Annotated in this window: 13 protein-coding genes; 9 read left to right on the plus strand and 4 right to left on the minus strand. The window is 62.8% G+C overall.

Annotated elements, in window-relative coordinates:
• The first annotated feature begins 46 nt into the window (after positions 1–46).
• Positions 47–934 carry a helix-turn-helix transcriptional regulator gene (locus MESCI_RS15590; protein ID WP_013530905.1) on the plus strand — a complete coding sequence of 296 codons (888 nt, stop codon included), beginning with the start codon at positions 47–49 and terminating at the stop codon, positions 932–934.
• A gap of 200 nt (positions 935–1,134) precedes the next feature.
• On the opposite strand, the gene MESCI_RS15595 is transcribed toward MESCI_RS15590, so the two are convergent.
• A complete protein-coding gene (locus tag MESCI_RS15595; RefSeq protein WP_013530906.1) occupies positions 1,135–1,770 on the minus strand; it encodes a TetR family transcriptional regulator C-terminal domain-containing protein in 636 nt (211 codons plus the stop codon).
• 226 nt (positions 1,771–1,996) lie between these two features.
• On the opposite strand from MESCI_RS15595, the gene aptA reads away from it, so the two are divergent.
• Complete coding sequence (gene aptA, locus MESCI_RS15600) at positions 1,997–3,325, plus strand: omega-aminotransferase AptA (protein ID WP_013530907.1); 1,329 nt, start codon at positions 1,997–1,999, stop codon at positions 3,323–3,325.
• A 75-nt stretch (positions 3,326–3,400) separates the two neighbouring features.
• Here the strand turns inward: aptA and MESCI_RS15605 are convergent, their stop codons facing one another.
• Positions 3,401–4,039, minus strand: a complete 639-nt coding sequence (locus MESCI_RS15605; RefSeq protein WP_013530908.1) for a TetR/AcrR family transcriptional regulator — start codon at positions 4,037–4,039, stop codon at positions 3,401–3,403.
• Positions 4,040–4,160: 121 nt separating this feature from the next.
• Here MESCI_RS15605 and MESCI_RS15610 point away from each other — a divergent pair, with 121 nt between their 5' ends.
• From MESCI_RS15610 to MESCI_RS15620, 3 genes are all read left to right on the plus strand, one after another.
• Positions 4,161–5,411: a Zn-dependent hydrolase gene (locus MESCI_RS15610; RefSeq protein ID WP_013530909.1), complete on the plus strand. Its 1,251-nt coding sequence runs from the start codon at positions 4,161–4,163 to the stop codon at positions 5,409–5,411.
• Between the two features lie 63 nt (positions 5,412–5,474).
• Positions 5,475–6,926, plus strand: a complete 1,452-nt coding sequence (gene hydA / locus MESCI_RS15615; RefSeq protein WP_013530910.1) for a dihydropyrimidinase — start codon at positions 5,475–5,477, stop codon at positions 6,924–6,926.
• A gap of 43 nt (positions 6,927–6,969) precedes the next feature.
• Positions 6,970–7,305 (plus strand): hypothetical protein, encoded by a 336-nt coding sequence (locus MESCI_RS15620; protein ID WP_245268535.1) that lies wholly within the window; start codon positions 6,970–6,972, stop codon positions 7,303–7,305.
• 62 nt (positions 7,306–7,367) lie between these two features.
• Here the strand turns inward: MESCI_RS15620 and MESCI_RS15625 are convergent, their stop codons facing one another.
• The gene (locus MESCI_RS15625) at positions 7,368–7,778 is read right to left on the minus strand and encodes a cupin domain-containing protein (RefSeq protein WP_013530912.1); all 411 of its coding nucleotides are present in this window, start codon (positions 7,776–7,778) and stop codon (positions 7,368–7,370) included.
• A 142-nt stretch (positions 7,779–7,920) separates the two neighbouring features.
• Here MESCI_RS15625 and MESCI_RS15630 point away from each other — a divergent pair, with 142 nt between their 5' ends.
• The 4 genes from MESCI_RS15630 to MESCI_RS15645 all read left to right on the plus strand — a co-directional run bounded on the left by MESCI_RS15630 (position 7,921) and on the right by MESCI_RS15645 (position 12,165).
• Entirely contained in the window at positions 7,921–8,712 is a 792-nt protein-coding gene (locus MESCI_RS15630; protein WP_013530913.1) for an ABC transporter ATP-binding protein, read from the plus strand.
• Positions 8,713–9,123: 411 nt separating this feature from the next.
• Positions 9,124–10,002 (plus strand): ABC transporter permease, encoded by an 879-nt coding sequence (locus MESCI_RS15635; protein WP_013530914.1) that lies wholly within the window; start codon positions 9,124–9,126, stop codon positions 10,000–10,002.
• Positions 9,999–11,153: an ABC transporter permease gene (locus MESCI_RS15640; RefSeq protein WP_013530915.1), complete on the plus strand. Its 1,155-nt coding sequence runs from the start codon at positions 9,999–10,001 to the stop codon at positions 11,151–11,153. Before MESCI_RS15635 ends, MESCI_RS15640 begins: the two co-directional genes overlap by 4 nt.
• 40 nt (positions 11,154–11,193) lie before the next feature.
• Positions 11,194–12,165 (plus strand): ABC transporter substrate-binding protein, encoded by a 972-nt coding sequence (locus MESCI_RS15645; protein WP_013530916.1) that lies wholly within the window; start codon positions 11,194–11,196, stop codon positions 12,163–12,165.
• A gap of 50 nt (positions 12,166–12,215) precedes the next feature.
• On the opposite strand, the gene MESCI_RS15650 is transcribed toward MESCI_RS15645, so the two are convergent.
• Entirely contained in the window at positions 12,216–12,674 is a 459-nt protein-coding gene (locus MESCI_RS15650) for an Lrp/AsnC family transcriptional regulator (protein WP_013530917.1), read from the minus strand.
• Positions 12,675–12,774 lie beyond the last annotated feature (100 nt).

A 12,774-nucleotide genomic window follows, 5' to 3' on the forward strand; every position in this document is an offset into this window, starting at 1 on the left:
AACAGTTCAAACTTTATCCTGGTATCAATACTGCTATAATACGCGCATGGAGTCCCAACCTCACGCGGCCCCCACACGTTCGGCTGAAGACAGCCGCCGGCGCGAACTCGGCGCCTTCCTGCGCTCGCGCCGCGAAAGGCTGACGCCCTCGGCCGCAGGCATCGCCATCGGTCTCAGGCGACGTACGCCGGGCTTGCGCCGCGAGGAGGTGGCGATGATCGCCGGTGTCGGCACGACCTGGTACACATGGCTGGAGCAGGGGCGGGAGGTCAGGCCCTCGGTCGAGGTGCTGACGGCACTTGCCGAAGCACTGTGCCTCGACGCCGCCGAAAAACAGCATCTTTTCATCCTCGCCGACCGCCAGCAGCCGGAGCGCCGTGCCGTAGCGCCGGAAAAGGTCGATGGCCCGTTGCTGCACATGCTGCAGAGCCTGGTGCTGCAGCCGGCCTATGTCGTCGGGCGGCGCTGGGACGTGCTGGCCTGGAACCCGGCGGCGGTGGCGGTGTTCGGCGATTATGGTCTGCTGGAGGGTGACGCCCGCAACATCGTCCACATGGTGTTCACGAGCCCGCATCACCGGCACCTGCTGGTTGACTGGGAGCAACTGGCGCGCACCGTGCTGGCCTCGTTCCGGGCCGCGAGCGCCCGCTATGTCGGCGATCCGGATTTCGAGCGGCTGATCGAGTTGATGACGCGTTCGAGCCCCGAATTTCGTGCCTGGTGGCCGCAGCGCGACGTCGCGCATCGGTTGTCGGGGGTGAAACATGTCCGGCACCCGAGCGCGGGCGCCATGACCTTCGAGCATATGAGCCTGTCGATCGGCGACGGCTCGGACATGAAGCTGATCGTCTACACGCCGTTAGCCGAGCAGAATTCGATCGCCAAGCTGCAGGCATTGCTGGACGCGCTGCCGGCCGAGCGGCGCAGCGCCTGAGGTTGGCTGGCGTCCCCCTCGGCTTCGTCATCCACGGGCGAAGCGGACGCGGAGACCCGAGGATCCATGCCGGGACGTTTGCCGAAGAGTACTACGGAGCAGAATTTGGACCTTTGCGGCGCGTTGAAGTCGCGGCATGGATTCTAGGGTCTGCGCCGCGTCGCTTCGCTCCTTGCTTCGCCCTAGAATGACGAAACCATTTAGCCCTTCGGCTTCAGCCCATCGAGGAACAACTGCTCGAGAAATCTTGCCGCATCCTCGAAGCGGCCGTCGCCGCCGCGGTTCGGTCCGAGCACGGCGCGGACCTGGACGTCGAAATCGGCATAATGCTGCGTCGTCGCCCAGATCGAGAAGATCAGGTGCCAAGGGTCGGTCTTGGCGATCTTGCCGGCGCGCATCCAGCCCTTGATGACGGCGGCCTTCTCGTCGACCAGCGTTTTCAGTTCGCCCGCCAGCAGCGGCATGATGCGCGGCGCGCCTTGCAGGATCTCGTTGGCGAACAGCCGGCTCTCGCGCGGAAAATCGCGCGCCATCTCCAGCTTGCGCCTGATGTAGCTGCGCAGTTCGGTTAGGGGATCGCCAATGTCGTCGAGTTCGCGCAGTGGCGCCAGCCAGGTGTCGAGCAGGCGCTGCATCAGCGTTTCGTGGATGTCTTCCTTGCGCCGGAAATAATAGAGCAGGTTCGGTTTCGACATGCCGGCGGCTTCGGCGATCTGGTCGATGGTCGAGCCGCGAAAGCCGTTGGTGGAGAAGACCTCAAGCGCCGCCTCCAGGATGAGTTCGCGCTTTTCCTGCTGGATGCGGGTGCGGCGAGGGGCATCCGTGCCGATGGTCACCGTTGCAAGCCCTCGTGTTGAGGCTCATCTGGACCAATTCTCTGGACCAGTTTTTCCCTAGCCTGTGGAACGCACTTCAGGTGCCGCATTTCCGCTAGTAATCCTTGACCGCCTACAGGGCGGTGCTAACGTTTGTCCAATCGGTCAAAAATTTGCGTAGCATGAAAACGCGGCAAAGACCAAGCGTTGGGCGCAGCGAAACAGTTTACAAGGGGAAGTCCTGGTCATGTCCAACCGGCTGAAAGTCACGCCGAACGATCTCAGTGCATTCTGGATGCCGTTCACGGCAAACCGGCAGTTCAAGCAGGCGCCGCGCATGATGGTGTCCGCCAAGGACATGCATTACACAACCAGCGACGGCCGCAAGGTGCTCGACGGCACCGCCGGCCTGTGGTGCGTCAATGCCGGCCACTGCCGTCCGAAGATCACCGAGGCGATCCAGCACCAGGCTGCCGAACTCGATTATGCGCCGGCCTTCCAGATGGGCCATCCGATCGTGTTCGAACTGGCCAACCGCCTGGTCGACCTGGCGCCCAAGGGCATGGACCATGTCTTCTTCACCAATTCCGGCTCGGAATCGGTCGAGACGGCGCTCAAGATGGCGATCGCCTATCATCGTGTGAAGGGCGAGGGCTCGCGCACCCGGTTGATCGGCCGCGAGCGCGGCTATCACGGCGTCAATTTCGGCGGCATTTCGGTCGGCGGCATCGTCACCAACCGCAAGATGTTCGGCACGCTGCTCGGCGGCGTCGACCATATGCCGCACACGCATCTGCCGGAAAAGAACGCCTTCACCAAGGGTGTGCCGGAGTATGGCGCGGAACTCGCCAACGAGCTGGAGCGTATCGTCGCCCTGCACGACGCTTCGACCATCGCCGCCGTCATCGTCGAGCCGGTCGCCGGCTCCACCGGCGTCATCCTGCCGCCGAAGGGTTATCTGGAGAAGCTGCGCGAGATCTGCACCAAGCACGGCATCCTGTTGATCTTCGATGAGGTCATCACCGGTTTCGGCCGTCTCGGCACACCGTTCGCCGCCGACTATTTCGGTGTCACGCCCGACATCATGACCACCGCCAAGGGCGTCTCCAACGGCGTCATCCCGATGGGCGCGGTGTTTGTGAAGAAGGAGATCCACGACGCCTTCATGACCGGCCCCGAGCACATGATCGAGTTCTTCCACGGCTACACCTATTCGGGCAACCCGATCGCCTGCGCGGCCGCACTCGGCACGCTTGACACCTACAAGGAAGAGGGCTTGCTGACCCGTGGCGAGGAGCTGGCGCCGTACTGGGAAGACGCGCTGCATTCGCTGAAGGGCGAGCCGAACGTCATCGATATCAGGAACATCGGCCTGATCGGTGCGATCGAGTTGGCGCCGATCGCCGGCCAGCCGACCAAGCGGGCCTTCTCGGCCTTCGTCAAGGCGTTCGAGCGCGGCGCGCTGATCCGCACCACCGGCGACATCATCGCGCTGTCGCCGCCGCTGATCATCACCAAGGGCCAGATCAACGAATTGATCGACCATGTTCGCGATGTGCTGAGGTCAATCGATTGACGGACTGACGCGGTCGGTTGAGGTCGGCGCGGCAGCGCGCCGACCTGACCTTTTGCTTGCAACGAACCATTACAGTCAGGCGGGCAACGCACCGATCCCGGTCAGGATCACCCGCTTGATATTTTCCTTGGCTTCCCGCCATTGCCGGTCGGACAGAGGTTTTCCGCCATTGAGTGTCTCGATCTGATGGCCGAAATCGGCGTAGTGCTGGGTCGTGGCCCAAAGCATATAGAGCAGATGGCGCGGATCCACCGGGTCCATCTTGGCTTCCTCGATCCAGCGCCTGATGATCTCGACGCGGCCGTCGGTCCATTCGCGCAGCGTCGATTCCATATAGTCCTGAAGCACCGGCGCCCCGTGCATCACTTCGGAGGCCCAGACCTTCGAGCCGTCGGGATGGCGGCGTGATATTTCCATCTTGGCGTCGATATAGGCACTGATGCCGTCTATGGGCCCGCGCGCCGCGTCGAAGCAATTGGCCGCCTGTAGCCAGATTTCAAAGATGTTTTGAACGACCGACCGGTAAAGCTCTTCCTTGGTGGCGAAATAGTAGTGGAGATTTGCCTTCGGCAGTCCGGCCAGATCCGCAATCAACTGCATCGTGGCGCCGCCAAACCCTGCCTCCGCAAACACCTTCTCTGCAGCGACGAGAATGGTTTTTTCATTCTCTCGGCGGATCTCCTGTCGCCGCATGGGGCGGGTGGGTTCTGCCATGTCTACCCCAAGATTCTAGTTGACCGCTTGGTCAGGTTGTGTAGTTTAAAAGCTGACCATACGGTCAAGCTGTAAATCACTCAAGGGGCGACAAGACCCCCGGTGTAGATGGGAACTCGAGATGGCCGCACCCGGCGAGAATCTGCGAATCAATTCAGACCGTTTGTGGGATTCCATCATGGAGATGGCGAAGATTGGCCCCGGCATTGCCGGCGGCAACAATCGCCAGACCGTGACCGACGAAGACGGCGAAGGGCGGCATCTGTTCAAGCGCTGGTGCGATGCGGCCGGGCTCGAAATGGGCGTCGATGAAATGGGCACGATGTTTGCCCGCCGCGAAGGCACCGATCCCAGCCTGCCGCCGGTCTATGTCGGCAGCCATCTCGATACGCAGCCGACCGGCGGCAAGTATGACGGCGTGCTCGGCGTACTGGGCGGGCTTGAAGTGGTGCGCTCGCTCAACGATCTCGGCATCAAGACCAAACATCCGATCGTCGTCACCAACTGGACGAACGAGGAGGGCTCGCGCTTCGCGCCGGCTATGATGGCGTCCGGCGTGTTCGCCGGCGTGCTCGACCAGGCCGATGTGTACGGGCATGTCGACAAGCAGGGCAAGAAATTCGGCGAGGAACTGGAGCGTATCGGCTGGAAAGGCCCCGAGAAGGTCGGTGACCGCAAGATCCATGCCTTCTTCGAACTGCATATCGAACAGGGACCGATCCTCGAGGATGAAGATATCGACATCGGGGTCGTCACCCATGGCCAGGGCCTGAAATGGCTGCAGGTGACGCTGACCGGCAAGGAAGCCCATACCGGCTCGACGCCGATGCCCAAGCGCCGCAATGCCGGGCTCGGCATGGCGCGGGTGATCGAACTGGTGCATGAGATCGCCATGGACTACCAGCCCGATGCCGTCGGCGCGGTCGGCCACATGGAGGTCTATCCCAATTCGCGCAACATCATCGCCGGGCGCACCGTCTTCACCGTCGATATCCGCTCGCCGGAAAAGGAAGTGCTGGACGCGATGGATGGCCGCATCCGCGAAGGCATCGACACGATCTGCGATGCACTCGACATCCGCTACGAGATCGAACAGGTCGGCGCTTTCGATCCGGTGACTTTCGATGCCGGCTGCGTCAAGGCGATCCGCGATGCCGCCGACCGCCTTGGCTATTCCCATCGCAACATCGTTTCCGGTGCCGGCCACGACGCCTGCTGGATCAACCGTGTCGCGCCCACCGCGATGGTGATGTGCCCTTGCGTCGATGGCCTCAGCCACAACGAGGCCGAGGAGATCACCAAGGAATGGGCTTCGGCGGGTGCCGATGTCTTGTTCCACGCGGTGGTGGAGACGGCTGTCATCGTGGAGTGAGCTTAGAATCCACCTTCCAAACGACGCTCGTAAAGAAGCGCGAAGAGAACAAGGGAACAGTCAATGACCAAAGTCATCCGAAACGGCACCATCGTCACCGCCGACCGCACCTGGAAGGCCGATGTGCTGATGCAGCACGGCAAGATCGTCGCCATCGGTTCGGGCCTGCATGGCGACCATGAGTTCGACGCCACCGGCTGCTACGTCATGCCGGGCGGCATCGACCCGCACACCCATCTCGAAATGCCGTTCATGGGCACCTATTCGGCCGATGATTTCGAATCCGGCACGCGCGCGGCGCTCTCCGGCGGCACGACCATGGTGGTCGATTTCTGCCTGCCGGCGCCGCAGCAGTCGCTGCTCGAAGCCTTGCAGATGTGGGACAACAAGACCTCGAAGGCGTCGTGCGACTACTCCTTCCACATGGCGATCACCTGGTGGGGCAAGCAGGTGTTCGACGAGATGGCCACGGTCGTCGACAAGGGCATCACCTCGTTCAAGCATTTCATGGCCTACAAGGGCGCGCTGATGGTCGACGACGACGAGATGTATGCGTCGTTCCAGCGCTGCGCCGATCTCGGCGCGCTGCCGCTCGTTCATGCCGAGAATGGCGACGTGGTGGCGGCACTGTCGCAGAAGCTGCTGGCTGCCGGCAACAACGGCCCCGAGGGCCACGCCTATTCGCGGCCGCCCGAAGTGGAAGGCGAGGCGACCAACCGCGCCATCATGATCGCCGACATGGCCGGCGTGCCGCTCTATGTCGTGCATGTCTCCTGCGAGCAGAGCCACGAAGCGATCCGCCGGGCGCGCCAGAAGGGCATGCGGGTGTTCGGCGAGCCGCTGATCCAGCATTTGACGCTGGACGAGAGCGAGTATTTCGACAAGGACTGGGACCATGCGGCGCGCCGCGTGATGAGCCCGCCCTTCCGCAACAAATCGCACCAGGACTCGCTGTGGGCCGGCCTGCAGGCGGGTTCGCTGCAGGTGGTGGCGACCGATCATTGCGCTTTCACCACCAAACAGAAGCGCAATGGCGTCGGCGATTTCACCAAGATCCCGAACGGCACCGGCGGGCTTGAAGACCGCATGCCGGTGCTGTGGACCACAGGCGTCAACACCGGCCGGCTGACGATGAACGAGTTCGTCGCGGTGACCTCGACCAACATCGCCAAGATCCTCAACATGTATCCGAAGAAGGGCGCCATCGTAGAGGGTGCCGACGCCGACATCGTCGTCTGGGATCCCAAGCGCAAGAAGACAATTTCGTCCAAGAAGCAGCAATCGGTGATCGACTACAATGTCTTCGAGGGTTTCGAGGTGACCGGCCTGCCGCGGTTCGTGTTCTCGCGTGGCGAACTGTCGATCCAGGAGTCCGAGGTCAAGACCAAGCCCGGCCATGGTGAATTCGTCGGCCGCGAGCCGAATGCGGCCGTCAACCGGGCGCTGTCGACGTGGAAGGAAATCTCCGCGCCGCGCAAGGTGGAACGCACCGGCATCCCGGCGACCGGGGTTTGAGGTGCGGCGCGGGGGACTTCTTTTCGCGGCAGTTTTGCTTCTGGTGGCCAGCCAAGTGTCGGCGGCCGGCATCGACCTAGCCAAACCTTATGGCAACAAGTCCGGCTGCATCAACAAGAACGGCCAGGAAGTCTACGCCGAGGACATGCTGCTTCTAACCAACACCGACTTCATCACGGCGACGAGCGCTTGCACCTTCACCGGCAAGAGGGTCCAGGCCGACGGCTCGCTTGTGGTGAAGGCGGAGTGCGAGGCCGAAGGCGAAGAGGGCAAGTCGCCCGCCACCTTCATCATCAAGCACAGCACCAAGAACGCCAAGAAACTGTTGATCGCGGATGCGGACGGCACCGTCTATGGGGAAGTGTCTCGGTGCCGATGATTGCCGAAGCTGGCGGGCGCAAACCTCAAGCAATTGGCCGACGGGCGCCTAGCCCGGCGAAGTCAGCTTCCGGCGACCAGCGCATCCAGTTCCGGCAGCAGGACGACGCTCTCCTGTTCGTTGGGATCGGTGCGCGCAATGACGGCAGAGGACGGGGCGCCGCTCAGGTTGGCCGGCAGATGCGGCACGCCGGCGGGGATGTAGAAGAGATCACCGGCCTTGACGACGATATGATGCTCGAGCCGGTCGCCATACCAGGTGTGAACTTCGCCGGAGAGCACATAGATCGCCGTCTCGTGGCTCTCGTGCATATGCGCCTTGGCGCGGGCGCCGGGCGGCATGGTGAGCATGTGCATGCAGATGCCGGAGGCACCGACGGTCTCGGCGGCAATGCCGGCGAAATAGGTCAGCCCCTGCTTGCCTTCATAAGTGCTTTCAGGGCGGATAAGATGACAAGTGGGTTTGGGCGACATCGGGGAAACTCCGGGCGTCGATCGCGTGGGACAAGGTCAGAGGGACAGGGCCAAATGGGACAGGGTAAGTGGAAAACAACATCGCGATAAAAGCAATCGGATTCCAGCCGCCGCAGGAACGGAAACAGGCAGGCGGCAACCGATGACGGGGAATTCGCCAGCCGTCGTCGCGGCAAGCAAACTCGGGCTGACCTTCCAGACCAATGACGGGCCGGTGCAGGCGCTGTCCAATGTCGATCTGACCATCGGCAAGGGCGAGTTCGTCTCCTTCATCGGGCCTTCGGGCTGCGGCAAGACCACGCTGCTGCGCGTCATCGCCGATCTGGAGAAGCCGACCTCGGGGGCGATTTCCGTCAATGGCATGACAGCAGAGCAGGCGCGCGAGAAACGCGCCTATGGCTATGTCTTCCAGGCGGCGGCGCTGTTTCCGTGGCGGACCATCGAGCGCAATGTGGGGCTGCCGCTGGAGATCATGGGCCTATCCAGGGCGGAGCAAGGCGAGCGGATCAAGCGCACGCTCGGCCTCGTCAACCTCTCTGGATTCGAGAAGAAATATCCCTGGCAGCTCTCGGGCGGCATGCAGCAGCGCGCCTCGATTGCCCGTGCGCTGGCCTTCGACGCCGACCTGCTGCTGATGGACGAGCCGTTCGGCGCGCTGGACGAGATCGTGCGCGACCATCTCAACGAGCAGCTGCTGGAATTGTGGGGACGCACCAACAAGACCATCTGCTTCGTCACCCACTCCATTCCGGAGGCCGTCTATCTGTCGACGCGCATCGTCGTCATGTCGCCGCGCCCCGGCCGTGTCAGCGACATCATCGAATCGACGCTGCCGAGAGAGCGGCCGCTCGACATCCGCGAGACGCCGGAGTTTCTGGCGATCGCAGCGCGGGTGCGGGACGGGCTGCGCGCGGGGCACAGCTATGATGATTGAGGGGCAGGATGAGCTTCCTCCTCTCCCCAACGGGGAGAGGGTGGCCGGAGCGAAGCGGAGGTCGGGTGAGGGGGCGGCCAACCGCGCCATCCTAGGGCGCCGCGAAGCGGCGCGCGTAAAGGGAGCGGCCAACCACGCTTTTGTCATCCTAGGGCGGAGCAGGCACGAAGCGGCCTGCGCAGACCCTAGGATCCATGCCGCGACGTCCGCCGAAGGGCGCAAGCGGCTGAGAATACCCGCCAAGCAGGGCGAGGCACAGGGAGCCATGTTCAGCACCGTTGCGGAGCATAGAGGTAACGGCATGGATCCTAGGGTCTGCGCCGCGTCGCTTCGCTCCTTGCTTCGCCCCAGGATGACGAAGACCTGGGATTGCCGCCCTCTCCTGTTGGCGAGAGGAGGGGAGCGACCCTGATGGACACCTTCCGCGATAAGCTCGTTCCCGTCACCTCCATCCTCGTTGGCGTGATCGCGCTCTGGTATGTCTTCGCCGTCATCCTCAACACGCCGTTCCAGCGCGATCTCGATCGTCGCGCCGGTGAAACATCCACGTTCAGCGAACTCATCGGCAAGACGCTGTCGCAGCCGAAGCCGACATTGCCGGCGCCGCACCAGGTGGCGGTGAATTTCTTCGAGAACACCTTCCTGCGGCCCATCACCTCCAACCGCAGCCTGGTCTACAATGCCTGGGTGACGCTTTCGTCGACGCTGCTCGGCTTCGCTTTCGGCACGGCGCTCGGCATCATCATCGCCGTCGGCATTGTCCATGTGGCGACGCTCGACCGCAGCCTGATGCCGTGGATCATCGCCTCGCAGACCATTCCCATCCTGGCTGTGGCGCCGATGATCATCGTCGTGCTGGGGGCGATCGGCATCAGCGGGCTCGTCCCGAAGGCGATGATTTCGACCTATCTGTCGTTCTTCCCGGTGACTGTCGGCATGGTGAAGGGGCTGCGCTCGCCCGAGATCATGCATCTCGACCTGATGCACACCTACAATGCCAGTCGCGCGCAGACCTTCTGGAAGTTGCGCGTGCCTGCTTCGGTGCCGTTCCTGTTCACCTCGATGAAAGTGGCGGTGGCGGCAAGCCTGGTCGGCGCCATCGTCGGCGAACTGCCGACTGGCGCTGTCGCCGGCATCGGCGCCAAGCTGCTCGCCGGCGCCTATTACAGCCAGTCCATCGACATCTGGTCGGCGCTGGTCGCCGGTTCGGTGGTGGCCGCCCTTCTGGTCATGGTGGTCGGCATTGCCGGGCGCCTCGTCGACCGCGCCATGGGCGGGAGGCCGGCATGAACTGGCTGAAACCCTCCTGGCAGGCAGTGCTGGCGATCGTGCTGTGCCTGATCGCAGTGGCGCTCGGCCCGATCGCCGCGCCGAAAGTCGATCCACTGGCGCAGCCTGCAGGGACGTTGATATATCCCTATGTGGCGACGACCTGGCTGATCTTCGGCGTTCTGCTTGTCGCTGCTTTGATCTCGACGGCCAGAATACCGTCCATCGTCGAAGCCGTTGTGCTTTTCATCGGCGCGCATTTGCTCGCGTGGCTGCTGATTGGAGGCATCACCGGTTTCGAAGGCCTGGCGCGGACGCCGTACTTCCTGCTTCTCACCGCCGCATGGCTGCTTGGCTGGCGCTGCGTGGCGGTGCTGTCATCATTGCGTCCCTTCGCCAAATGGGCTCGCACCGCGCTGCGCCTGATCATCCCGGCCATCTTCGGCGCCTGGATCCTGATCATCTGGGAAGCGGTGACGCGTGGGGCCGGCATACCCTTCATCCTGCTGCCGCCGCCAAGTGCCATCGGCGCGCGCATCGCCGGTTCGCTGCCGGTGCTCGGCGCCGATGTCCGCCAGACCATCTTCAAGGCGGTCATCTTCGGTTATGTCGTGGGTAGCGGCGCCGGCTTCATCACCGCGGTGCTCGCTGACCGTGTGCCTTTCCTGCGGCGCGGCCTGCTGCCGATCGGCAACATGGTCTCGGCGCTGCCGATCATCGGCGTCGCGCCGATCATGGTGATGTGGTTCGGCTTCGACTGGCAGTCCAAGGCGGCGGTGGTCATCATCATGACCTTCTTCCCGATGCTGGTGAACACGGTCGCCGGTCTGGCCGCCTCCGGCCATATGGAGCGCGACCTGATGCGCACCTACGCGTCGGGCTACTGGCCGACGCTCTTGAAGCTTCGGCTGCCGGCAGCAGCTCCCTTCATCTTCAACGCGCTGAAGATCAACTCGACGCTGGCGCTGATCGGCGCCATCGTTGCCGAGTTCTTCGGCACGCCTGTCGTCGGCATGGGCTTCCGCATCTCGACCGAGGTCGGGCGGATGAACATCGACATGGTCTGGGCCGAAATCGCAGTTGCAGCACTTGCGGGTTCGGTCTTTTATGGCGTGGTCGCTCTTGTCGAAAGAGCCGTCACGTTTTGGCATCCCTCTGTCCGTGGTGGATAGGGGCGGTGGGTTTAGGGCACTAACTTCAGAGGGTAACAAAATGAAAAGACTGATTATTCCCGTTCTGGCTGGCGCGATGTCGCTTGCCGCTTTCCAGGCAATGGCCGCCGACAAGGTGACGTTGCAGCTGAAATGGGTCACGCAGGCCCAGTTTGCCGGCTACTATGTCGCCAAGGCCAAGGGTTTCTATGAGGCCGAGGGTCTCGACGTCGACATCAAGCCGGGCGGTCCCGATATCGCGCCCGAGCAGGTGATCGCCGGCGGTGGTGCCGACGTTATCGTCGACTGGATGGGCGGTGCGCTGGCTGCCCGCGAAAAGGGCGTGCCGCTGGTCAACATCGCCCAGCCGTTCAAGAAGGCCGGCATGGAACTGGTCTGCCCGAAGGACGGCCCGATCAAGACCGAAGCCGACTTCAAAGGTCACACGCTCGGCGTCTGGTTCTTCGGCAACGAGTATCCGTTCTACGCCTGGATGAACAAGCTCGGCCTGAAGACCGAGGGCGGCCCGGACGGCGTCACGGTGCTCAAGCAGAGTTTTGACGTGCAGCCGCTGATCCAGAAGCAGGCGGACTGCATCTCGGTCATGACCTACAACGAATACTGGCAACTGATCGACGCCGGCTACAAGCCGGAACAGCTGACCGTGTTCAACTACTCGGCCATGGGCAACGACCTGCTCGAGGACGGGCTCTATGCGTCCGAAGACAAGCTCAAGGATCCGGCCTTCGAAGACAAGATGGTGCGTTTCGTGCGCGCCTCGATGAAGGGCTGGAAATATGCCATCGACAACAATGACGAAGCCGCAGGCATCGTCATGGACGGCGGCGGTCAGGACGAGAACCACCAGAAGCGCATGATGAGCGAAGTCGCCAAGCTGATCGACAATGCCGACGGCAAGCTTGACCCGGCGACCTACGAGCGCACCGCCAAGGCGCTGCTCGACCAGAAGATCATCACCAAGGAGCCGACCGGCGCCTACACCACCGCCATCACCGACAAAGCGGTCAAGTAAGCCTAGCCGGCAACACATCTATCCAGAAAGCGGCGCCTCCGGCAGAAATGTCAGAGGCGCCGTTCCTTTATGGTGTTCATGACGAAGCTGGTCTCGATCGAGGCGACGCATTTCAGCCGCGCGATCTTTTCCTTGATGAAGCGCTCGTATTGTTCGAGGCTTCCCGTCACCACTTTCAGCACATAGTCGCGCGAACCGGTGACGAGGTGGCATTCCAGCACCTCTTCCCAGCCGCGGATCGCGTCCTCGAACATCACGATCTCGTCTTCGTTCTGGCGGCCGAGCCGGATGGTGGCGATGGCGACCATGCTCCAGCCGAAGGCTGAGGGATCGACCAGCGTGGTGTAGCCTCTGATGACCCCGGTCTCCTCCAGCCGCCGCACACGCCTCAGGCAGGGCGACGGCGACAGGCCGATGCGCTCGGCAAGCTCGTTGTTGGTGATGCGGGCGTCGGCCCGCAGCTCACGCAGGATTTTCAGGTCGAAATCGTCGGCTATCTTCTGCTGCACTTTCGGTCTCTCCAGGCAATTTGTTGCGGGGATGCAGCCATGTGAGCCCAAAAATAGCAAGGACTGGCGGAACGAGATCGCATAAATTGCCGTTCACTAT

The sequence above is a fragment of the Mesorhizobium ciceri biovar biserrulae WSM1271 genome, from assembly GCF_000185905.1.
Lineage (GTDB): Bacteria > Pseudomonadota > Alphaproteobacteria > Rhizobiales > Rhizobiaceae > Mesorhizobium > Mesorhizobium ciceri.

Bases quoted from the DNA above. Each gene is read 5' to 3' on its own strand.
- hydA (WP_013530910.1), top strand. From the start codon at position 5,475: ATGACCAAAGTCATCCGAAACGGCACCATCGTCACCGCCGACCGCACC.
- MESCI_RS15605 (WP_013530908.1), bottom strand. From the start codon at position 4,039: ATGGCAGAACCCACCCGCCCCATGCGGCGACAGGAGATCCGCCGAGAG.
- MESCI_RS15645 (WP_013530916.1), top strand. From the start codon at position 11,194: ATGAAAAGACTGATTATTCCCGTTCTGGCTGGCGCGATGTCGCTTGCC.
- MESCI_RS15640 (WP_013530915.1), top strand. From the start codon at position 9,999: ATGAACTGGCTGAAACCCTCCTGGCAGGCAGTGCTGGCGATCGTGCTG.
- MESCI_RS15610 (WP_013530909.1), top strand. From the start codon at position 4,161: ATGGCCGCACCCGGCGAGAATCTGCGAATCAATTCAGACCGTTTGTGG.
- aptA (WP_013530907.1), top strand. From the start codon at position 1,997: ATGTCCAACCGGCTGAAAGTCACGCCGAACGATCTCAGTGCATTCTGG.
- MESCI_RS15630 (WP_013530913.1), top strand. From the start codon at position 7,921: ATGACGGGGAATTCGCCAGCCGTCGTCGCGGCAAGCAAACTCGGGCTG.
- MESCI_RS15635 (WP_013530914.1), top strand. From the start codon at position 9,124: ATGGACACCTTCCGCGATAAGCTCGTTCCCGTCACCTCCATCCTCGTT.
- MESCI_RS15625 (WP_013530912.1), bottom strand. From the start codon at position 7,778: ATGTCGCCCAAACCCACTTGTCATCTTATCCGCCCTGAAAGCACTTAT.
- MESCI_RS15590 (WP_013530905.1), top strand. From the start codon at position 47: ATGGAGTCCCAACCTCACGCGGCCCCCACACGTTCGGCTGAAGACAGC.